The 20,494-nt window shown below is 64.1% G+C and carries 16 protein-coding genes; 5 read left to right on the top strand and 11 right to left on the bottom strand.

Annotated features, from left to right (window positions below; genetic code table 11):
- Positions 1–33: 33 nt before the first annotated feature.
- The 4 genes from K0F85_RS01185 to K0F85_RS01170 all read right to left on the bottom strand — a co-directional run bounded on the left by K0F85_RS01185 (position 34) and on the right by K0F85_RS01170 (position 3,147).
- Complete coding sequence (locus K0F85_RS01185) at positions 34–861, bottom strand: MetQ/NlpA family ABC transporter substrate-binding protein (RefSeq protein WP_219114180.1); 828 nt, start codon at positions 859–861, stop codon at positions 34–36.
- A gap of 26 nt (positions 862–887) precedes the next feature.
- Positions 888–1,562 carry a methionine ABC transporter permease gene (locus K0F85_RS01180; RefSeq protein ID WP_152251093.1) on the bottom strand — a complete coding sequence of 225 codons (675 nt, stop codon included), beginning with the start codon at positions 1,560–1,562 and terminating at the stop codon, positions 888–890.
- Complete coding sequence (locus K0F85_RS01175; RefSeq protein ID WP_219114179.1) at positions 1,555–2,364, bottom strand: methionine ABC transporter ATP-binding protein; 810 nt, start codon at positions 2,362–2,364, stop codon at positions 1,555–1,557. The genes K0F85_RS01180 and K0F85_RS01175 overlap by 8 nt, the downstream gene beginning before the upstream one ends.
- A 324-nt stretch (positions 2,365–2,688) precedes the next feature.
- On the bottom strand, positions 2,689–3,147 hold the full coding sequence (locus tag K0F85_RS01170; RefSeq protein ID WP_219114178.1) for a YbaN family protein: 459 nt from the start codon (positions 3,145–3,147) through the stop codon (positions 2,689–2,691).
- A 470-nt stretch (positions 3,148–3,617) separates the two neighbouring features.
- Between K0F85_RS01170 and K0F85_RS01165 the strand changes: the two genes are divergently transcribed.
- Positions 3,618–4,184 carry a YceI family protein gene (locus tag K0F85_RS01165; RefSeq protein WP_219114177.1) on the top strand — a complete coding sequence of 189 codons (567 nt, stop codon included), beginning with the start codon at positions 3,618–3,620 and terminating at the stop codon, positions 4,182–4,184.
- Between the two features lie 170 nt (positions 4,185–4,354).
- Here K0F85_RS01165 and K0F85_RS01160 read toward each other — a convergent pair whose 3' ends face one another.
- Positions 4,355–6,163, bottom strand: coding sequence for an NAD(P)/FAD-dependent oxidoreductase (locus tag K0F85_RS01160; RefSeq protein WP_219114176.1), 1,809 nt, complete (start codon positions 6,161–6,163; stop codon positions 4,355–4,357).
- Between the two features lie 143 nt (positions 6,164–6,306).
- Complete coding sequence (locus tag K0F85_RS01155) at positions 6,307–7,458, bottom strand: sigma-54-dependent Fis family transcriptional regulator (protein ID WP_219114175.1); 1,152 nt, start codon at positions 7,456–7,458, stop codon at positions 6,307–6,309.
- Positions 7,459–7,691: 233 nt separating this feature from the next.
- On the opposite strand from K0F85_RS01155, the gene K0F85_RS01150 reads away from it, so the two are divergent.
- Together K0F85_RS01150 and K0F85_RS01145 are read left to right on the top strand one after the other, a co-directional pair.
- Positions 7,692–9,260 (top strand): CHASE2 domain-containing protein, encoded by a 1,569-nt coding sequence (locus tag K0F85_RS01150; RefSeq protein ID WP_219114174.1) that lies wholly within the window; start codon positions 7,692–7,694, stop codon positions 9,258–9,260.
- Between the two features lie 292 nt (positions 9,261–9,552).
- Positions 9,553–10,236 carry a PEP-CTERM sorting domain-containing protein gene (locus K0F85_RS01145; RefSeq protein ID WP_257572447.1) on the top strand — a complete coding sequence of 228 codons (684 nt, stop codon included), beginning with the start codon at positions 9,553–9,555 and terminating at the stop codon, positions 10,234–10,236.
- A 1-nt stretch (position 10,237) separates the two neighbouring features.
- Here the strand turns inward: K0F85_RS01145 and K0F85_RS01140 are convergent, their stop codons facing one another.
- Genes K0F85_RS01140 through K0F85_RS01130 form a run of 3 tightly spaced genes read right to left on the bottom strand, consistent with a single transcriptional unit; the run spans position 10,238 to position 15,476 of the window.
- Positions 10,238–13,015, bottom strand: a complete 2,778-nt coding sequence (locus K0F85_RS01140) for an Hsp70 family protein (protein WP_219114173.1) — start codon at positions 13,013–13,015, stop codon at positions 10,238–10,240.
- Positions 13,016–13,017: 2 nt separating this feature from the next.
- On the bottom strand, positions 13,018–14,898 hold the full coding sequence (locus K0F85_RS01135) for an Hsp70 family protein (RefSeq protein ID WP_219114172.1): 1,881 nt from the start codon (positions 14,896–14,898) through the stop codon (positions 13,018–13,020).
- Positions 14,895–15,476 carry a DUF2760 domain-containing protein gene (locus tag K0F85_RS01130; protein WP_219114171.1) on the bottom strand — a complete coding sequence of 194 codons (582 nt, stop codon included), beginning with the start codon at positions 15,474–15,476 and terminating at the stop codon, positions 14,895–14,897. Before K0F85_RS01130 ends, K0F85_RS01135 begins: the two co-directional genes overlap by 4 nt.
- 271 nt (positions 15,477–15,747) lie before the next feature.
- On the opposite strand from K0F85_RS01130, the gene K0F85_RS01125 reads away from it, so the two are divergent.
- Entirely contained in the window at positions 15,748–16,347 is a 600-nt protein-coding gene (locus K0F85_RS01125; protein ID WP_219114170.1) for a transglutaminase family protein, read from the top strand.
- Between the two features lie 27 nt (positions 16,348–16,374).
- Positions 16,375–17,172 carry a DUF4349 domain-containing protein gene (locus tag K0F85_RS01120; RefSeq protein ID WP_219114169.1) on the top strand — a complete coding sequence of 266 codons (798 nt, stop codon included), beginning with the start codon at positions 16,375–16,377 and terminating at the stop codon, positions 17,170–17,172.
- A gap of 126 nt (positions 17,173–17,298) precedes the next feature.
- Here K0F85_RS01120 and K0F85_RS01115 read toward each other — a convergent pair whose 3' ends face one another.
- Both K0F85_RS01115 and K0F85_RS01110 read right to left on the bottom strand, forming a co-directional pair.
- Positions 17,299–18,468 carry a hypothetical protein gene (locus tag K0F85_RS01115; RefSeq protein ID WP_219114168.1) on the bottom strand — a complete coding sequence of 390 codons (1,170 nt, stop codon included), beginning with the start codon at positions 18,466–18,468 and terminating at the stop codon, positions 17,299–17,301.
- Positions 18,469–18,699: 231 nt separating this feature from the next.
- On the bottom strand, positions 18,700–20,025 hold the full coding sequence (locus K0F85_RS01110) for a DUF2254 domain-containing protein (protein WP_219114167.1): 1,326 nt from the start codon (positions 20,023–20,025) through the stop codon (positions 18,700–18,702).
- Between the last annotated feature and the right edge of the window lie 469 nt (positions 20,026–20,494).

Below are 20,494 nucleotides of genomic sequence, written 5' to 3'. Positions count from 1 at the left end.
CCGTCTTTTTGCGTGTGGCGCCTTGCTTGCGCCTTATTTTTTCAGCGTCTTTTCCAGCGCCAGCTGGTAATCCGTCTTTTCGTAGCCGGCCAGGTATTTATTGGTCGCGTCGAGGAAGGCGCGCGAACGGTAAGCCGCTTCCAGGTCCTTGACCCAGGGCTTGGCCTTGTCGGTCGTGCGGATGGCTACCAGATTGATGTAGCTGGACGAGATCTTTTCCACGGCAAGGGCGGTGGTCAGCTTCATGCCGGCAGCCAGGGCAAAGTTGCCATTGACGAAGGCGTAGTCGGCATCCGCCAGCGAGCGTGGCAGTTGCGCCGCTTCCAGCGGCACCAGTTTCAGCTTCTTGGTGTTTTCCAGCACGTCGCGCTCGGAAGCGCGCAGCGGATCGACGTTCGGTTTCAGCTTGATCCAGCCCATTTTGGCCAGCATCACCAGCGCGCGCGCCTGGTTGGTCGGATCGTTTGGCATGGTGATGGTGGCGCCGTTCTTCACCTCGGCCAGCGTTTTTTGCTTGCCGCCGTACAGGCCGATTGGCATGGTCGGCACGGTGATCAGGGGGCTCAAGGGCAGCTTGTTATCGGTGGCGAACTTGGTCAGGTAGACGATGTGCTGGAACACGTTGGCGTCCAGCGAGCCTTCGGCCAGCGCGTAGTTCGGTTGCACGTAGTCGTTGAATTCGACGATCTTGACCTTGTAGCCCTGTTTTTCCAGGATAGGCTTGATGCCCAGCTTCAGCTGGTCGGAATACGGACCGGAGCTGGTGCCGATGACGAGTTCTTTCGGGTCCTTGGCGTGGGCCGCGGAGGCGAAGGCCAGGCTGGTGGCGGCCAGGAGCAGGGTGCGGCGAAGATGGTTCATGTCGGTCCTTGTTTTTTGAATTTGAATTAACGTTTGTCGAGGCGCTTGGCGATGCGCGTGCCGGCGAACTGGATGGTTTGCACCAGCACGATCAGGATGGCTACGGTGGCGACCATGATGTCCGTCTCGAAGCGGTAGTAGCCGTAGCGGATGGCCAGGTCGCCGATGCCGCCGCCGCCCACCACGCCGGCCACGGCCGAATACGACAGGAAGCTGATCGACAGCACGGTCAGGGCCAGCACCAGGCCGGAGCGCGCTTCCACCAGCAGCACGCGGAAAATGATCTGCATTTCCGAGGCGCCCATGGCGTGCGCCGCCTCGATCACGCCGCGTGGCACTTCACGCAGGTTCTGTTCCACCAGGCGCGCCAGATAGGGAATGGCGGCAAACGACAGCGGCACGCTGGCCGCCAGCGGGCCGATCGAGGTGCCCGCGATGATGCGCGTAAACGGCGTCAGGGCGACCAGCAAAATGATGAAGGGGAAGCTGCGCACGGTATTCACCAGCCAGCCGAGGATCGTCGACAGCGGGCGGTTTTCCAGCGACTGGCCTTCCGACACGAGGAACAGCAGAATGCCCAGCGGGCCGCCGATCAGGATGGCGGCCGTCAAGCCGATGCCCAGCATGGTCATGGTCTGGCCCAGCGCCACCCAGATTTCCGGCAGCAGCTTGATGACGTTATTGATCGATTCTTCAAACATGTGTTGCATCCTTCCATGCGGTGGCTTCAAACGCCTCGGTGCCGTAATACGCCAGCTCGCGTCCCAGCGCCGTCTTGCGCGGCGTGGCGGTATCGCTCAAATCGAATTGTTCGGCGATGGCGCCGTTTTCGACGACGGCCACGCGGTTGCAGATGGCGCCCAGCACCGACAGCTCATGGCTGACGATGACGATGGTCACGCCGAGGCGCGCATTGATGTCGCGCAGGGTGTCGAGCAGGGCGCGCGTCGTTTCCGCATCCAGCGCGGATGTCGGCTCGTCGCACAGCAGCACGTCGGGGTGGCTGGCCAGGGCGCGGGCAATCGCCACGCGCTGCTTCTGCCCGCCGGACAGTTGCGCCGGATAGCTGTGCAGCTTGTCGGACAGACCCACGAGCGCCAGGCATTCCTCGACGCGGGCGGCGATCTGCTCACCCTTGGTCGTGCCATGGATTTTCAAGGGAAAGGCGACGTTGTCGAAGACGCTGGCATTTTGCAACAGGTTGAATTGCTGGAAAATCATGCCGATGTTCTGGCGCGCGTCGCGCAAGTCGCTCTTGCCCAGGCGGGTCAGTTCGCGCCTGGCCACGGTAATGCTGCCGCTGTCGGGACGCTCGAGCAGGTTAATCAGGCGCAGCAAGGTCGATTTGCCGGCGCCACTCTTGCCGATCAGGCCGAAAATATCACCGGGATAGACTTCCAGCGTGACCGATTTGACCGCGTGGAATTGTTCGCCTTTAGGCAGCGCGAAGGTCTTGTTGGCGCCATCGATGCGAATCACCGGCGTACGGTGTGGTGTGGTCATGCAGTGTTTCCTTTTTTATTGGACCGTGACAGGCTTGCTTGCAGGGGCCAAATCGCCCAGCCTGCTACGTCGGTTGCGTAGTATACCTCCGATCGTGTTATTACTCCTACGACAGAATCTTGCTTTGAATATGCAAATAATGTCTATGGGACTGTTTTTTAGTTGAAAAAGCGGGAAAGCACAGCTCTTGCCGAATTTAATCGTGCTGACCGGCGTGGCAGAGCCGCATCTTGGTGAAAAGTTCGACGCGCCCCGTGGCCTCGGCCCGATGTTTTTAGGTGCAGTTCGGCTGACTTGCCGTTTGTTCGACACAGGAATAGCAGATTACTGCCCGCTATTACCGTCTTCGCGGGCAGATTCTGCCTCGATGGCGGCAGGGCCTTCGGGCCGGCGCAGCAGGTAGGCGAGGACGGCGATTTCCATCGCGCCCACCATGGCGATGACCCACCACGGCGGATGGCCCAGGCACATGGCGACAAAGCCGATGGCCATGCCCAGGCAAGCCATGGCCTTGCCGCGCCGCGAGACGGCGCGGTGTGCGCGCCACTGGCGCAGCGGCGGACCGAAGCGGGGATGCTGCAGCAGCCAGTGTTCGAGGCGCGGCGAGGCGCGGCTGAAGCAGGCCAGGGCGAGGATCAGGAAAATCGTTGTCGGCATGACGGGCAGCATGGCGCCGATGATCCCCAGCAGCACCATCAGGGCGCCGGCGGCGGTCCAGGCCCAGCGGCGCAGGCGCACGCCATGCGCCTCGCGCAATGGGGGCGGGGCGTGGGTCTCCCGCATCAGGCGAAGGCGCCGGCGGTCAAACCCTGGCTGCTGGGGCGGGCGGTGGTGGGATGTGCGTTCAAGGTGTTCGTATCGTGGCGGGTGGCCGTCATGGTTTTTCTGCTCTGTTTTCAGCGCTATTATGGATGAATCAAGGCGACGCTGCATGCTGGCGAGGGCCGTGATGATAACCATCTAAATTAATAATAACAAGAATCATTCTCATTTGATGTATTATCTGAGGCGCTGGATAAGGCTGGATATTTTTGGCAACACAGACAATAATCGGCAGCAGAAGGCGCTGTCGCGGGTATCCTCGTTTTTAGTATCGATTTTATCGATGCTAACTAGGTATATTTTCCGTTTTACATCGATCTTCATGCCATGCATAATCTGTTGCAACTGAAGCCAGACAAGCAGCCGCATACGCCTTTCGCACGCAGCTGCTTGCGGTTTTGACATACTCCACTCCCTGTTAGGAACCTACAATGAAAAAACTGCTCGCTTTTATCGCCGCCGCCGGCTTCTCGCTGTCCGCCGTTGCCGCTCCTGAAGTCTATGTCATCGATGGCAGCCACACTTTCCCCCGTTTCGAGTACACCCACATGGGCTTCTCGACGCAGCAAAGCCGTTTCAATAACACCACCGGCAAGGTCACGCTGGACCGTGCTGCCAAGACGGGCGCCGTCGAAGTGCTGATCGATACCAAATCCGTCGACACGGGTTCGACCCTGTTCAACTCGCACATCCAGGGTGAAGATTTCCTCGATACGGCCAAGTTTCCGGTCGCGACCTACAAATCGACCAAGTTCAACTTCGACGGCGACAAGCTGGCCTCCGTCGATGGCAACCTGACCCTGAAGGGCGTGACCAAACCAGTGACCCTGACCGTCACCTCGTTCGCCTGCGCACCGCACCCGATGCTGAAGAAAGACGCTTGCGGCGCCAACGCCACTGCCAAGATCAAGCGCTCGGAATTCAATGCCGGCAAATATGCGCCAGCCGTCAGCGATGACGTGACCCTGACGTTTGCGATTGAAGCGATCAAGCAATAAACTGCTGGGGTCTAACCCCACATTTTCGCTGCAACGTAAAAATAGCGGCGGACTTCGGTCCGCCGCTATTTTTTTCCACCTGGCCCCAAAGCGAGGGCCGGGGTCAGTCACTGCGTGATTGGAGTGTTACCCATGGGGTCACATTCCCCCGGCGGGTCCGACCCCGGATTTCACGACAAGTGATGCACCTGCTGCTGCCCGTACACGGGGGTAGTCAATCCTTCCATGCGCGCCTTCAGTTGCAGTGACAGGTACTGGGAATAGTGGCGCGACTGGTGCAGGTTACCGCCGTGGAACCACAGCGCTTGCTGCTGCGTGGGTTTCCACATATTGCGCTGCTCGCCCTCCCACGGGCCCGGGTCTTTCGTCGTGGACGAACCCAATCCCCATACCTTGCCCACCTTGTTGGCCACCTCGGGCGAGATCAGGTCGGCTGCCCAGCCATTCATGGAGCCGTAGCCGGTGGCGTACACCACCAGGTCGGCCGGCAATTCCGTACCGTCGGACAGCACGATGGAATGGGCTTTCAGTTCCTGCACGCCGACGCCGCTTTTCAGCTTGATCTTGCCGTCGGCGACCAGCTCGGAGGCGCCCACGTCGATGTAGTAGCCGGAGCCGCGGCGCAGGTATTTCATGAACAGGCCGGAATCGTCGTCGCCGAAATCGAGCATGAAGCCGCGTTCTTCCAGGCGTGCATAAAAGTCGGCGTCGCGCTCGCGGATGGCCTTGAAGACGGGTTTCTGGAAGTCGGCCAGGATCTTGTACGGAATCGAGGCGAACGTCAGGTCTGCCTTGGCCGTCGTCATGCCGGCCGCCAGCGCCCGTTCCGAATACAGGTCGCCCAGCGCCAGGTCCATCAGCGAGTCCGACTTGACGATGTGCGTTGACGAGCGCTGCACCATGGTCACGTCCACGCCCGCTTCCCACAGGGCGGCGCAGATATCGTGTGCGGAATTGTTCGCGCCCACCACCACCACTTTCTTGCCCACATAGGCGTCCGGCCCCGGATGCTGCGATGAGTGCTGCTGCTCGCCCTGGAACACGTCCATGCCCTTGAACTTCGGCATGTTTGCCTTGCCCGACATGCCAGTGGCCAGCACCAGCTGCTTCGGCTTCAGGGTGATGGCCTGGCCCTCGCGCAGCACCTGCACCGTCCATTCGCCGCTGGCTTCGTCAAAGCTGGCCGAGTCGCATGAGGTCGAGCCCCAGTAGTTCAGCTCCATCACCTTGGTGTACATTTCCAGCCAGTCGCCGACCTTGTCCTTGGGCGTGAAGACGGGCCAGTTGTCGGGGAAGGGGAGGTAGGGCATGTGGTCGTACCAGACGGGGTCGTGCAGGCACAAGGACTTGTAGCGCTTGCGCCAGCTGTCGCCGGGACGCGCATTTTTTTCGATGATGATGGTGGGGACATTGAGCTGGCGCAGCCGCGCGCCCAGCGCGATGCCGCCCTGGCCGCCGCCGATGATGACGCAATACGGCTGGCGCGCGTAGCCCAGTTCCGCCGCTTCCTTTTCGCGCTGCTCCAGCCAGCTGCTGCGATTGGTGCGCGCACCGTGTTCCGCGCCCATCGGCCGCCGCCCGCCCTTGGCTTCTTCAAAACCTTTCAATTCGCTCATGGTCGTGAGCAGGGTCCAGATCTTGCCGTCGCGGATGCGGATGAAGCCCACGCCGCGCGCCACGCTCGTTTCCACCGTGATCCAGCTTTGCAGCACGCCACCGGCTTCCACCGCATGTTCGCCGTCGGCGATGCGGATGCTCACGGGCTGCACGGCGCCCAGTTGGGCGGCCAGCATGGCGGCGATCTGCTCGCGGCCTTCCAGGGTTTTCAGGTTCCAGGTAAACAGCACCAGGTCGCGCCAAAAGCCGTCCTGTTCGAACAGTTGGGCGGCGCCCGTGCCGTCGTTGGCGCGAAGCAAGCCTTCAAGCTGCTCCAGGATGCCGGCCACGGCCAGGTCGTGCGGGTTGATATCGGTTTGCATCGTGTCTCCTCCAAGTCTGCTGACTTTATGATGGGATGCGGCTGTGTTGCCGCTGACGATGTTGTAACACTGGCGTTCTGGCGCCGCATCTCGCATTGCAGCATGGCGGCGATTGAGACGGAAGTCTCAGTGCGTTTATCGCCTCATTGCCGGTGCGGCGGCACGATGTGCAGCTGCTTGAGGCGCCGGTACAGGGTGGCGCGCGAGATACCCAGCATGGCCGCCGCTTGCAGAGGGTGCCATTTGGCGGCGTTCATGGCGTGGACAATGCGCGTGCGCTCGGCCTGTTCCGGCGGCGTGTATGCCAGTACATCTGGCGTGCCTTGCGCGACGGGCAGCGCGCGCGCGGCGCGCGGGCGCACACTGGCCTGGCGCAGCGGCGCGCGCACGCGGGCGTGCAGCCAGGTGCTGCCGCCGGCCAGGCGCAAGGACAGCAGATTGTGTCCCGCGCGCGCATCGAACAGCCGCTCGGCGCGCACTTCCAGCACTTCGCCGACGGGACGCGGCAGGCTATCGAGGCCCGCGATGATGTCGCGCGCGCAGCGGTTGGCGGCGACGATATTGCCATGTTCGTCGATGGCGAGCAGCATCTCCGGCTGCACTTCCACGAAGTGGCGGTTGCGGTGCGCCAGCAGGATGCAGCAATGGCTGTAGGATTTGAGAAAAAAGCCATCCTCGATCAGGGTCGCGCCTTGCCGCACCAGTTGCTTCACCAGGCGCTGGCTGTCGCGCGCGTCGGGGGAACGCAAGGCCGATGCATCGAGCACGCCGATCAAGTCGCCGTGCGGCGAAAAAATCGGCGCGGCGCTGCAGGTCAGGCCCGTGAAGGCGGCGCGAAAATGGTCGGTCTTGTGTACGGTGATGGCTTCGTGGTCGAGCAGCACGGAGGCGATGCCGCACGTGCCTTCCTCTTCTTCCGACCAGCACGAACCCGGATACAGGCCCGCCTTCTTGAAATCCTTGCGCTGGTCCGTGTCGACCGCATAGTCGATGGTCACGCCGCGCGCATTGGCGAGAATGACGCAATAGCCCGCTTCGCGCACCATGGCGTGCAGGCGCGGCAGGCACTGGCCCGTGGAGCGCAGAAAATTCTCCTCGGCCTGCTGGATGGTGCGCAATTCGGCACCTGTCAGTATGCGCGGCCCGGTGGTGGAAGCGGGGTCGAGCCGGTAGTCGTCCAGCGAGCGACGGTACGACGAGGCCAGCCTGGCCGTGTCGGCGCCTGGATTGACGATCCTGCCGGCGATCAGGTCGCGCACGCGGTCGATATGGCTGGTCTGGCGGACGTAGGGCATGGCGCTCTCCAGTGTCTCGTTATCCGGGTTTTTATGGTGTTTTGCTAGTCGACTTCGTTTTTAGCACGAAGCGCCGGCCCGCGCATCCTGCGCTGCAGCATGGTGCGGCTGTGAGACATTCGTCTCAAGCCATGCGGTGAGTCACGCAAGCTGGACGGCCAGCCGTGCGGCGGAACGGCCACAACTGCAATACACTATCCATTCGTCATCATTTGTTGCTTTAATAATAATTCATGCAGCGCACGCAAGGGGGATGCACCGTGGACACCAGCCAGCCAGACCAACCGCGCCCGTCGTTCTGGCGGCGCTTGCTGTGGCCCGTCTTCCAGCTTGGCTCGGCCTTCAAGTTGACGGGCACGCATCTGCTGCACCACGTGATCGGCGCCAGCCTGATCGCCGCGCTGATGCTGCTGCTGGAAGGTTTTCATGTGCTCGAATGGCTCGATGCGGCCATGCTGCGCGTCAGCGCGGAGCAGGGGCAGTTGCTGAAGCGGGACAAGGACCCGGGCGCCGCCTACCGGCCCGGCATCATCGAAATCGACCAGCCCGCGTTCGAGCAGGTCTTCGATGAACGCGAGCCGCTGGAGCGTTCGCGCCTGGAGCAAGTGATTGCCAGCGCCGCCGCGCGCGGCAGCAGGGTGCTGGCTATCGACCTGGATCTGGCGCCGGCCGTGTATGAAGAGCACAAGGCGGCCGAGCGGCCGCTGGACCGCCTGCTCGACCAACTGGCTGCCGATGGGCGGCAACTGGTGCTGATCCTGCCCGAGCAATCGGAGCGCAACGCGAACCTGGCGTGGATACGCGCGCGCTGCGCGGCCGGCCTGCATTTTGCCAGCCCGCAGATCCGCGAACGCATGGGCGCCGTCACGCGCATCGAGTTGAAAAGCCCCGTGCTGGCGGCCGTCGCCTTCGAGCTGGCGCATGGCGCCGACGCGCAAGAGCAGCGCCAGCCCATGCCGGCCCTCTTGTCCGAGCAAAAGCAAGGGCTGGCGCTGGCCGACCGCGTGTGCCAGCTGGCCCGGCGCACGGACAGTGAAAAGGCGCTGGCGCGCTGGGCCTTCGAACCTGTCATCCATGGCAATGCCAGGGCGGCGGCCAAACAGAATGCCGTCACCGCGCCATTTCACCCGGCCGCCGTGGCGTCGCAATTCCTGGACCCCACGCGCACGCGTGTAACACTGATCGATGGCCAGGCCGGCGTGGCTGCCGGGACGCTGCGCAAGAACGTCGTGTATATCGGCAGCACCTACGATGTGCGCGACCGTTATACGACGGCCGAAGGCGAGCAGGCGGGCCTGCACCTGCACGCGGCCGCCCACACGTCGCTGGGCATCGGCACGGCCGACGTGAATAAATACCTGGTGTTCGTGGCTGACATCATCATCGGCGTGCTGCTGGGCTGCCTGTTCGGCGGCTTGTGGACCCTGTATGGCCGCGCCGAACTGGCCATCGACAAACGCATGGAGGACGACAATTTCAGCCGCCTGCACCGCATGGGTACCCTGGCTGAATTCTATGGCATTCGCTTGATGCTGGTGCTGGTGTGGGCCTCGCCCTTCGTCATCGGCGCGCTGGCCATTTACCTGTCGCGCGGCTTGCTCGAGCAAGGCTGGTGGGTCAATCCCGGCCCCCTGATCGCCGGCATGTTCCTGCACGCGATGTCGCTGCGCGATGAAGCCCACCACCCGCACGAAGAAGTGGAGGGCCTGTCCGTCTGGGCCCAGCTGCGCCGCACGCATCCCGGCATCGTGCTGGTGCAGGCGCCGCTGGCGGTGCTGCTGTTGCTGGTGGCGCTGGTGTAAATCTTCCGGTAAGGGCGCGGATCTGGCAGGGACGTCGGCAGATGAAATTATCTGAAAGTAAACTTTAAAACATCGTTGTTTTTATTTATTTAATAATATAAAATGACTTTTTGATAATTTCCGTGAGCCATCATCTGCGCCGCAGGTGTTCACTTTCCCTTTCCGCGAAAGCCTACAAATGAGCCTGATACGAAAACAGCTGTGTTTCTTGACCGTCATGCTGGCCGCTGCGTCTATGCACACGGCGCATGCCCAGCTAACGATGGAACCTTTGCAAACCAGCAATTTTTTGATGACGGAGTATCCTGAGTACTATGGCAATACGCAAGTACAGAAGGTGACCTTGTTGTCCGATGCCGGTGGCGTGACGAAACTTGGTATGACGAGCCTGGCGAGTAGCCTCAGCATGGATACTGGGGGAGGGAGCATGTCGAATGGCGATCTGTACACGGGCGTGTTCGACATCAGCGTGCGTAACGGGTATCGCGTGACGGGTTTTTCCTTTGCCGCCACGCTGGTGGGCGTCTTGCAGGTCGCCGAGGCGCCCGCTGGTGCCAGCATGGTTAAGCCTGGCAACGCCAGCAATAGTGGATCGATGGAAGCCAGCGCTCTGACCGGACCGAATGGGCAGCGCATCGCGGGAGAGAAATACCGTCAGGAAAACCTGGACGGCACGCAAGACATATTGCTGCAAGGGCTAGGCTTGTCGTTGACCGATCCGTTCACGATGTTTATCAGCGGATCGAGCTACGTGAGCGCACAGCTGGGTGAATATCGCGTGAACGGCCATGACTATAGCTACGACGTGAGCCTACCTGCCTATGCGAGTTACCGCTTCGTCAATCCGACCCTGACCATTTTCACTTCGCCCGTACCGGAACCCGGCACTTATGCGATGCTGCTGGCCGGCCTGGCCCTGTGCGGCGCAGTTGGCTGGCGCCGCCGCAATGGGGCGCGCAGCAGCGCAGCGGCCTGATTCAGCGGATCAGCTTCAAACCCGGCGGCAGCGCCTCGCCCAGCATGCGTTTGGTAGCCGCTTCGTCGAGCTGCGTGACTTCGCTGACCATGGCCTGCCACAGGGGCGGGGCGCCGACGGCTTTCAGACGCGCCAGGATGGTGGCCCGTAGCTCGTCGGCGATGTCGCGCGAGCGGTCGCCCGTCATGCGCGCCAGGTGGGCGGCGGCGAAGGCGGCCGGCTCGGTCTTTTTCCAGTCCAGCGCCAGCAGCAGGTGCAGCCATTCGGCCACGCTGGCACTGTCGACCACTTCGTGCGCGCTGCCGTGGAAGGGCTGGCGTGCGCCAACCCTGGCCAGCGCCCACAGGGTGTTCGTGTCCGTCGCTTCGCCCTTTCTATCGGCCTTTTCCAGGCGCTGGATCAACCAGGCGCCCACTTCCACCTTGTAGGCGCCGGGGATGCGCTCGAGCGACGCGCCCAGGCGCAGCATGTCGTCGTCGCTGCCGTTGACCAGGGTGACGGGGCGGCTGCCGCGCTGGGCCGCATCGGCTTGCAGATTGAAGGCGAAGTCATCGAGCAGGCGCAATTGCTGCTGCGTGCTCAAGCCACCGGCCACGCGGCGCCACAGGGTCCACCATTCGGCGCATACCTGGTTGTCCTTGTGATGCTGCACGCCGGTGTCGAACAGGGACCACAGCTGCTCGATGCGCCACGGGTCGAGCGCATCGCCGTAGCCGGGGCGCAAACAGTAGCCGGCCAGGTTCAGCCAGACACGTTCGTGTTCGGCAGAGCGGCGCCTGCCACGGTCGCGCAGCAGGAGGGCGTCGAACAGCTGGCGCAACAGCGCAGTGTCCCAGCTTTCGCGTCCGCCCAGCCCCCGTTCCAGGTGCTGGCGCAACTGGCGCACTTCCTTGGTGTCGACCTTTTGCGCCTTGCCGCCGAAAATGCGTTCGATCTTCTCGATGGCGTCTTTGACGCGTGGCGACACGCTGGACGTGTCGGCGTGTGCTTCTTCGTCGCCACGCAACTGGAATTCCAGCAGCCAGCGCTGGCCGGCATCGGCTTCGGCCACGCAATGGACTTCCAGTGTGCCCACTTCCGTCATGACGGTGGCCAGTTGTACGGTGATTTCGCGTTTGTCGCCGGCATCCTGTTTATCGTGCAGCACGCTGGCCAGCGGCGGCAGGCGCAGATACTCGCCGGCGTCCAGGTCGACAATCTCGCCCAGTTGCGGCGGTGTGCCCGCTTCGGCAAGGGATGTGGCCAGGTGGAAGCGCACGGGCCGGCCCAGGCGCAGCGCGAACAAGCGCTGCGTCAGGCGGATTTCCTCGCCGCTGGCGCTGCCACGGGGCAGGATGCACACGGCGCGGCGCTCCTTGCCAGCGTCGCCCAGCACGATAAAATAGCTGCGCGGCGAGCCGCCGCCGATGCGCGGCGCCTGGCCGCGTCGCGCCAGTGCGTAGGCGACGGCGCCACGCGCCACGGCGACGTCGGGATTGTCGTTGTGCAGAATGGTGAGCGGCGCGCCGCGCCAGTGCGCCAGCGTATCGGCCAGTCGGCGCGCCAGTGCGTCGGCGCGGAACACGCCGCCATTCAGCAGCAGGGTATCGGGCAGTGCCCCTTCATGCTGCTGCAGGAAACTGGCAAGGTGGCGCGTGATGGCCGCGTCCTGCGCGTACGGCAGGCCGAATTCGACGATGCCGGCGCGGCCCTTCCTGGCCACCTCGCTGAACTCCACCTTCGGGAAGAAGCCGTCGACCACCATGGCCGCCACTTCCTCGCGCGTGATGTCGGCGGAACGGCTGCCACCGATCAGGCGCGATCCCGCGCCCAGCAAGGTCACGGTGGCGCTCTCCGGCGCATCGTGCGACAGCAGCAATTCCTTGGCGGCGCGGCAGCGCTCCATCAATTGCGACAGCCGCGCCGCGGACAGCTTCATGCCGTTTTCGACGCCTGCCGCCATGCGCGTTTCCACCAGGCGGGCCAGCGCCAGGTCCATATTGTCGCCGCCGAGGATCAAATGGTTGCCCACGCTGCTGCGGGTGAGCTGGGGTTCGCCATCGGCATCGAAGTCCACGTCGATCAGGCTGAAATCGGTGGTGCCGCCGCCCACGTCGCACACGAGAATGCGGCGCGTACTGGCCAGGTCCTCGCGCAGCGTTTCGCGCCGGCGCTGCAGGAAATCGTAAAAGGCGGCCTGCGGTTCCTCCACTAGTCGTAGCGTGGGCAAGCCGGCCATGCGCGCCGCCGCCAGCGTGAGTGCGCGCGCACCCTCGTCGAACGAGGCGGGGATGGTCAGTACCAGTTCCTGGTTTTCGAGGAGAGCTTGCGGGTAGCGGTGATTCCACGCGGCGCGCACATATGCAAGGTAGCTGGCGCTGGCCGCCACGGGCGACACCTTGGCCACGTCGGCATCGGCACCCCATGGCAGGATGGGCGCCTGGCGGTCCACATGCGCATGCGACAGCCAGCTCTTCGCGCTGGAAACGAGCCGGCCCGGCACCTGCGCACCGAACTGGCGCGCGAGGGTGCCCAGTACTGGCGGTGCATCGCCAGCCGCCTCGACTTGCGGCCATGGCAGCTGCAAGTCGCCGGCCGCCATTTCTCCGGCAGCGGGGTGGTAGCGCAAGGAAGGCAGCAAGGGGCGTGCGCCCACTTCGCCGGGAGCGACCAGCTGCTCGATGGCGAACAGCTGTATGCCTGCCTGGCCAGCGTTGGCATCGGCATACGCGACCACCGTGTTGGTGGTGCCCAGATCGATGCCGACCAGCCAGGCCGGCTGCACCGTCGCGCTGCGCATGCTTATTGCTGCGGCGTGCGGCGCACGTCGAATTCCACTTTCCAGCGCTCGGCGCCGTCAAGGGATACAGCCAGCAGTTCCAGCGTGCCCGCTTCCGTCACGCGGGCGTGCAATTTGACTTGCACCACGTCGCCGGCCTGGCGGCCTTCGGCGGACAGGGTGGCCTGGATTTCGCTCAGCTCCTGCAATTCATCCGGCCCCCAGAAGTCGAGCAAGTCGCCGATCTGGTCGTTGCGTCGCGTGGACGAGGCGAAAAAACGGAAGTGCACGGGCTCTCCCACCACCAGGCCGAATTGCTGGCCCGGCAATTCCAGTTCGCTGCCTTCTTCCATGCCGAACGGCGCCACGCACAAGGCCTGGATCGGCGGTTCCATGCCCGGGATGGCCGGCATGGCCGATTCGATGGCCACGTAGAAGGCGCTGGCCGTGCCGCCGCGGATGCGCACGCCATGGCCGCGCCGCACGTAGCTATAGTAGGCCGCGCCACGCGCCACGGCCAGGTCCAGGTCGGCACCGGCCAGCATGCGTGCCGGTTCCGCGCCTTCCATGTACAGCCAGTCGTTGACGGTGGCCATGATGCGCTGCACCAGCAGGTCGGACTTGAATACGCCGCCGTTGAACAGCACGGCCGTCGGGTGCAAAAAGCTGGCATCTGGCGACTGGCGGCCGGCGTAGCCTTCCAGCTCGCTGGTCGCCGCCACCTGCCGGCCCAGGAACGCGGCCAGGTGGCGCGTGATGGCCGCATCCTGCGCATAGGGCAAGCCCAGTTGCGTCAGGCCGGCGCGCGTGCGCACGGCAGGGCGGCTCGATGCTTCCACCTGCGGGAAGAAACCGTCGAGAATGAAGGTGGACACTTCCGCGCGCGTCAATTCCGTGCGGATGGAGCCGCCGATCAGTTTCGAGCCGCGACTCGGCACGACGATGGGCGCCACATCGAGGCCGCTGTCGGCCAGCAGGTTTTCCTTGGCGCTGCGACAGCCATACGTGAGCGCGCGCATTTGCCAGGCGTCGAGCTGGGTGCCGTTGGCCGCCAGCTTGCGGGCCACCAGGTGGGCCAGCGCCAGGTCCATATTGTCGCCGCCCAGCAGGATGTGTTCACCGACTGCCACGCGGTGCGGTTCCAGCACGCCGTCGCGTTCGAGCACGGCGATCAGCGAAAAGTCGCTGGTGCCGCCGCCCACGTCGACGACCAGGATGATGTCGCCCGGCTTGACTTCCTTGCGCCAGCGTCCTTCGCTGGTCTGTATCCAGCTGTACAGGGCCGCCTGCGGCTCTTCCAGCAGGGTCAATGTGGAGTAACCAGCTGCCTGCGCCGCTTCCATCGTCAGCTCGCGCGCGGCCGGGTCGAACGAGGCGGGGATGGTGACGGTGATTTCCTGCTGCGCGAACGGCGCTTGCGGGTGGGCGTTGTCCCAGGCCTGGCGCAAGTGCGTCAGGTAGCGCGTGGCGGCCGTGATGGGCGAAATGCGTGCCACTTCCGCTGGCGCATCATTTGGCAGGATGGTAGCGCGGCGGTCTACGCCGGGGTGGCACAGCCAGCTTTTTGCGCTGGAGACCAGGCGAATCGGCGTCGTGGCGCCCCGGCTGCGGGCCATTTCGCCGACGACGAACGGCGCGTCCGCTGCTTCGGTGACCCAGGGCAGGGCCAGGTCGCCCGCTGCCACTTCGTCGGCGTGCGGCAGATACACGAAGGAGGGCAGCAGTGCAAGGTCTTCAACGCTGCCCGGTGCCGACAGTTGTGGCACTTTCAGCACGCCGTGGCTGGACTTTTCGCCATCGCTTTCGACCAGGTTCACATACGACAGGGCGCTGTGAGTGGTGCCCAGGTCGATGCCGATGGCATAGCGCGGGGTGGTCGAGGTGTTGTTCGTCGCGTCGCTCACAGTTCCACCTCGGCTGGCGCCAGGATGGCAGCGTCGTGCTGCCCGCTCAGTTTCGGCAGGCGCACGCTGGAGGCGCGCCAGCCGCGGTGGCTGAGGGTGCCCGTGAACGGCGCGGAACCGACGACGTTGCCCGTCAGGCGCACGCTGGCCGGGTCAAAGCCATCCTGCAGCACGATGCGGCTGCCCTCGGCTTCCTGGCGCACGGCGTCGATGGTGAAGTATTCGCGCATGACCTTGGCGCAGCCTTCATGCACGACGCGGGCGGCAGCGCCGATGTCGGCATCGGCATGGCTGCCCAGATTTTCCTGGGTGAAGTCGATCAGGCGCGCTTCGCGTTGCAGCAGCGCCAGCAATTGCAGGGCGGCGTCCGGCGTGGCTTCTTTTAATATGACGGGTGCAGGTGCAGGTGCAGGTGCAGGTGCAGGTGCAGGCGCCACGGGCGCCAGCGGGGCGGCCTCGGGCAGCGACAGTTTTTCCACGCGGGCCGCATAGGCGGCGTCCGACAGGGTGCTGAAGAAGGCGCCGAAGGCCAGCGGGACTCTGCGCCAGAAGGACGGATGGGACGATGTTGTGTTCATGGGGAACTCGTTTCTCTGATCTGTAGGGAGGCGTCGGCGGCGCGCCGGGTGGCGGGGCCGCTTCGCGTCAAGCTGCATGGACCGCGCCATCCCTGCATAAGGGGTGGCCGGCGTTTGCCCGCATGATACCAGCTACCGGGCTGCTGCCAAAGTCGCGGCGCTCCAGCACAGCCTGTTCCTTGCGCGCATTCCTTTTGATGTTGCGCAAGAAAACGGTGGATTTGATACTGCTTCGACTAAAATCGCGCATTATCTTTTGCAGAGGATCGCCATGAGTTTCGACTTCTCTCCCTACTTAAGCAGCAGCAGCTATATCGACAGCGAGCATCCGGCCGTGCGTGCCAAGGCGGCCGGCCTGGCGCACGGCATGGCTGGCGACGCCGCCATCGCGCGCCGTTGTTTTGAGTTCGTACGCGACGAAATCGCACACAGCTGGGATTTCCAGCGCAACCCCGTGACTTGCCGCGCCTCGGATGTCTTGCTGCATGGCACGGGGTATTGCTACGCGAAGAGCCATTTGCTGGCTGCGCTGTTGCGCGCCAACGGCATTCCCGCCGGCTTGTGCTATCAGCGCCTGGCCGTCGGCGAAGTGGGGCCGCCATTTTGCCTGCATGGCTTGAATGCCGTGTATCTGCAAGAGCACGGCTGGTATCGCATCGATGCGCGCGGCAACAAGCCGGGCGTCGATGCCGGTTTCGTGCCGCCTCGGGAACAGCTGGCTTTTCCCGTGCTGGCGCCAGAGGAGCGCGACTTGCCTGAAATCTGGCCGGAACCATTGCCGCAAGTGCTGCTGGCCTTGACGCACTATGCCACCGTACAAGACGTGGCGGCGCATTTACCCGATATCGAGATGTTGCCAGTCCGAACATAATAGTTGTCAAAGAAGCGGAAAGAAACGATGAAGAAAATCCATATAGGCCTGATCGGCATGTTGCTGCTGGCCGGTTGCGGCGGCAAGAGCGAGGGCGGTGGCCAGTCCAGTGCTGCGCGCCTGGATGGCAAGGAAAAGGGCAGCGAATTGCTGGCGTATGAACACAATGTCAGCGTCGACACGAACGAGGCACAGGTGCGCCCCCTGTACGAAAAAGTCGTCGCCGCCTGCAAGGCCGATACGGCCAATGGCTGCCTGTTGCTCGATTCCAGCCTCGACAGCGGGCGCTATGTGCACGCGCGCATCAGCATGCGCGCCAAGCCGGCCGGCATCAAGAAGCTGGTGGAGATGCTGGCAGCCGAAGGCGAAGTGACGAGCCAGGGTACCAAGGTGGAAGACCTGGGCCGGCCTGTGCTCGACAGCAAAAAGCGTCTGGAGATGCTCAGGCAGTACCAGGCGCAGCTGCAAGAGCTGGAGAAACGCTCGGGCAAGGAGGTCGATGCGCTGATCAAGGTGACCAAGGAGCTGGCCACGGTGCAGGTGGAACTGGAGCAGGCGACGGCGGCCAATGCCGTGCTGATGCAGCGCATCGATACGGACTTGCTGAACGTGGCCCTCAGCGCCGAAGGCAAGCATTCGTTCTGGACACCTGTCAAGCGCGCGCTGGGCAACTTCACGGAAAACCTGTCGGAAGGCGTGGCGAGTGCCATTACGGCCATGGCGTATATCTTGCCATGGCTGCTGGCTTTTATCGTCTTGTTCCCGCTGGGTCGCAAAGGCTGGCGACGCCTGCGCGGCGTCGCTGACAAAGGGGGAGCGCGCTGAGCGTCGGCCTTTCTCGCCGCACTCGCCACTTGCGCGGCCAGAGCCTTGCTGCCCTGTCCGTGCCCGGCTGGCTCTGCAGCTGCGTCTCCTGAGCGGTGGCGGCAAAGACGGGTGGCTGAACTGGCATCAGTGGCGAAAGCTCGCCGCCACGCCGGTGCTGCAGGGCATGTGGGCTGCCGGCAAGACATGCACCTGGCCGCCCATCTTTTCGACCAGGGTGCCGAGGTCGTCGAGCACGTCGTCCACGTGCGGATTACCAAGTTCGGCATGATCGATGCGCCCCGTGGTCCCGTCGATCCGGCCCGCCACTTGCCGCTCCGCCTCGATCAGCAAGGTCGACACGCGGCCGGACACGGCCGCATGCGCGACTTCCGACAGGTTCTCGCTGCCCAGTCCATGGGCCGCAGCCTCAGCGTAGGCATCACCCCATGCAGTGTGCTGTTCTTCCTGCTGCGGCGCTGCCACTTCCCAGGCACGCTGGCGCAAGGCGTCCGCGCTCAGGCCCGTGGGGTCGAGCATCAGGCCACTGGCCATCAGGTAGGGGTTGTGGCTGACCTCGCGGAACAGGTGGTGGTGTTCGGGCAAGGCCGCCAGCATCAGTGGCAATCCGGAAGGCTTCGAATGGTGTTCCAGTACGGCGCGGGCCACCGCGCGGAAAAAGCGCTGGGCGTCGCCATCGACCTGGTCTTTTTTGCCGCCCTGGCCGTGGTGCATGGCCATGTGGCCACCGCCGGTGCCGCCATACGACGATACGCTGCTGTGCGCTTCGGTGAGCTCGTCGCCCAGTGCTGCCGCCATGGTGTGCGGCACGCCGGGAGCCAGCGCAAGGGCATCGAGTACATTGCGATCTCCCTCGAAAAGCTGCACTTGTTGCAGGCTCAGGGCCAGCACCTGGTAGCGTTCGATCGACTGCAGCCACTGGCGCAGAGGTTTGGTGTGGAAGCTGTCGGCCACGATGGCCAGCTCGGGCACGGCGGTTTGCAGCCGGTAGACGCGAAACAGTCCTGGTGCTGCCAGTACGGCCAGGCCGTCCAGCGTATGGTTCCAGAATTCGGCATCCTTTGCCAGCGCCTCGAACGGTTCGATCAGGGCTTGCGCGGCATCGGGCGCGTGCAGTTGCCGCAGCGATGTCTGCAACGCTTGCAGCAGGTGGCGGAAACGTATCGTATCTTGCTGGTTTTCAGGGTGGTGCCTATGGGTAGGCTGGTAGAGCGACAGGCAGGGTTGTCCCTGGAATGCCGCCAGTTCGGCCAGGTGGGCGGGGGTGAGGATGTCGGGCGTGTGCGTGGTGTTCATGCTGCCTCCTTTGGTGCTGTCTGTGGCCCGGTGAAGGGCGGGCCGGGATTCGAGTGGACGAACGCCGGCATAGTGTGCCGCGACATAGACATGCCACCGCTTCCCGGATCGTGGCGACCGGCCGGGACGGCCAGCCGCACGCAATCGCAGGCATCCATGCAGTCTCTCCGGCTTGCGTGGGCTTGTCTGTGCGACAGCGCACGCTGTGGCAGGCAAGGCGCAGTGCGCGCGTCAGGCGAGCTGCGCGTGCAGCGCCAGTGTCGCCACCGTGTAGCGCGCCTCGATGGCGGACAGGTCGTCCGCTTCCGGCACGGCTACTCGCGCGCCCCTGATCAGCATGTCTGCCTGGCGCTGGAGGCAAGCGGCATCTTGTGCAGACTGCACCTGGTCGGCGATCTGGGCGATGGCGTCCAGCATGCGGATGGCCACGGCTGGGTTGGCGCGCGCGCTTTGCCGTATCTGGTTGAATGCGGTGTCCACGGTGCCCGCAAACGTGGACACCGGCACTAGCAGCCGCAGCTTCCCATCCGGGTCGTATCGGTGGCTCGACGGCATGTCGCGCCGGGCCAGGCGGCACAGGGCCGACCCCAGCCTGTCCACGCAGGCGATCGCCGTGAACGGGTCGTTGATGCCCGGGGACAGGGCGCGCACGGCGATCTCGACCAGTTGATTGACGCAGAACTCGATATCCTGTCCGGCGGTGCGCCGGTTGCCCAGCACGAAGGCGGCGTTCATCCTTTCCACCAGGCTGTCGGTAACGCGCTCCCCCGGCCAGACCATCACCATCGCGCGGCCTTTGACGAGGTAGTGGCCAGGCCTGCGCTCCAGTTGCAGCAGCATATCTTCCTCGCTGGCCAGCGCCATCAGTGTGTCGGCGTCGATCAGCTGGAGATAACCATCGTCGAGGGCGGGCACAGGACGTGCATCGCGCGCGAATGTCGCAGGCAGGCCGGCAGCGCCCGGCGCCTTGGCGCCCGCCGGTACGGGCTGGCCCAGCGTGGCGGGGAACAGTCTGTCGATGCCTTCGTCGAGCTCCCTGCCTACCCTTGCCACGACTTCGTCGGCCTGGATAGACACCGAGACGTGATGGATGAAGTAGATCAGCACGCCGATGCTGACCACGGCCAGCAGCACGCCGATGCTCACGGCCAGGTGCGGCACGAAAGCGACTTCGTCGGCGCGCCGTATGGTGCGCAGCACGAACAGGCAGTACACGAAGGTGGCAACGAAGGTGCCCAGCGCCACCTGGTTGGCGGTGTCGCGCATGAAGTTGCGCAGCAGTCGGGGGCCCAGCTGCGACGAGGCGAGCGACAGCGCCACCAGCGTCATCGAGAAGACGGTGCCGGCGATGGCGATCATCGAACCGGCCACGGTACCCAGCAGCTGGCTGGCCCCTTCGGCACCACCGGAATAGCTCCAGCCCAGGCGCAGGCCGGCGGCCTTGTCGAGCGCGACGGCTGACATGGCCAGGGCCACGGCCAGGCAGGCCATGGCCGCTGGCACGAACCAGAAACTGGAGCGCAGCCGGTCCCAGTTTTTCATCAGCAGTGTTTTCATGCTTCCTCAGCTAGACGTGAGCCTGGAGCGCGGCCCTCCGAGGGGCGCCGGACAGGCGATCCGCAGAGCTTACGCTAGGCTGCCAAAACGCGCTGTGCGCCAGCGAACCAAGCTGGCAACGCAGCGCAGGCTGCGTTGCGGCGATGGGGCAGTCCTGTGCGCCAGCTAACAGACGCGGCGCCAGCCCGCGCCTATCCTCGACTGGTGTACCCCGGGTACGCCAGCCACAGGGTCATGCGCCGCCAACGTGCTCAGCGCACACACCGGCCCTGCCTGTCTCGAACGCTGTGCGTTCAATACACTTGAAAGTGAGGCCACCATGTTGCGCCAAACGAAAGACTTGCAGGATCTCGCCATCCACGCCACCGACGGCGCCATCGGCGACGTGAAGGATCTGTACTTTGATGACGAGGCATGGGCCATACGCTATCTGGTCGTCGATACCGGCTCGTGGTTGTTCAGCCGTAAG

It is taken from the genome of Janthinobacterium sp. UMAB-56 (assembly GCF_900095265.1).
Classification (GTDB): Bacteria; Pseudomonadota; Gammaproteobacteria; order Burkholderiales; family Burkholderiaceae_D; genus Janthinobacterium.
This window is presented reverse-complemented; position numbering and strand designations above follow the sequence as displayed.

Excerpts from the sequence above, each read along its gene's own strand:
- K0F85_RS01185 (WP_219114180.1), bottom strand. The coding sequence starts at position 861 with ATGAACCATCTTCGCCGCACCCTGCTCCTGGCCGCCACCAGCCTGGCC.
- K0F85_RS01180 (WP_152251093.1), bottom strand. The coding sequence starts at position 1,562 with ATGTTTGAAGAATCGATCAATAACGTCATCAAGCTGCTGCCGGAAATC.
- K0F85_RS01175 (WP_219114179.1), bottom strand. The coding sequence starts at position 2,364 with ATGACCACACCACACCGTACGCCGGTGATTCGCATCGATGGCGCCAAC.
- K0F85_RS01170 (WP_219114178.1), bottom strand. The coding sequence starts at position 3,147 with ATGCGGGAGACCCACGCCCCGCCCCCATTGCGCGAGGCGCATGGCGTG.
- K0F85_RS01165 (WP_219114177.1), top strand. The coding sequence starts at position 3,618 with ATGAAAAAACTGCTCGCTTTTATCGCCGCCGCCGGCTTCTCGCTGTCC.
- K0F85_RS01160 (WP_219114176.1), bottom strand. The coding sequence starts at position 6,163 with ATGCAAACCGATATCAACCCGCACGACCTGGCCGTGGCCGGCATCCTG.
- K0F85_RS01155 (WP_219114175.1), bottom strand. The coding sequence starts at position 7,458 with ATGCCCTACGTCCGCCAGACCAGCCATATCGACCGCGTGCGCGACCTG.
- K0F85_RS01150 (WP_219114174.1), top strand. The coding sequence starts at position 7,692 with ATGCAGCGCACGCAAGGGGGATGCACCGTGGACACCAGCCAGCCAGAC.
- K0F85_RS01145 (WP_257572447.1), top strand. The coding sequence starts at position 9,553 with ATGACGGAGTATCCTGAGTACTATGGCAATACGCAAGTACAGAAGGTG.
- K0F85_RS01140 (WP_219114173.1), bottom strand. The coding sequence starts at position 13,015 with ATGCGCAGCGCGACGGTGCAGCCGGCCTGGCTGGTCGGCATCGATCTG.
- K0F85_RS01130 (WP_219114171.1), bottom strand. The coding sequence starts at position 15,476 with ATGAACACAACATCGTCCCATCCGTCCTTCTGGCGCAGAGTCCCGCTG.
- K0F85_RS01125 (WP_219114170.1), top strand. The coding sequence starts at position 15,748 with ATGAGTTTCGACTTCTCTCCCTACTTAAGCAGCAGCAGCTATATCGAC.
- K0F85_RS01120 (WP_219114169.1), top strand. The coding sequence starts at position 16,375 with ATGAAGAAAATCCATATAGGCCTGATCGGCATGTTGCTGCTGGCCGGT.
- K0F85_RS01115 (WP_219114168.1), bottom strand. The coding sequence starts at position 18,468 with ATGAACACCACGCACACGCCCGACATCCTCACCCCCGCCCACCTGGCC.
- K0F85_RS01110 (WP_219114167.1), bottom strand. The coding sequence starts at position 20,025 with ATGAAAACACTGCTGATGAAAAACTGGGACCGGCTGCGCTCCAGTTTC.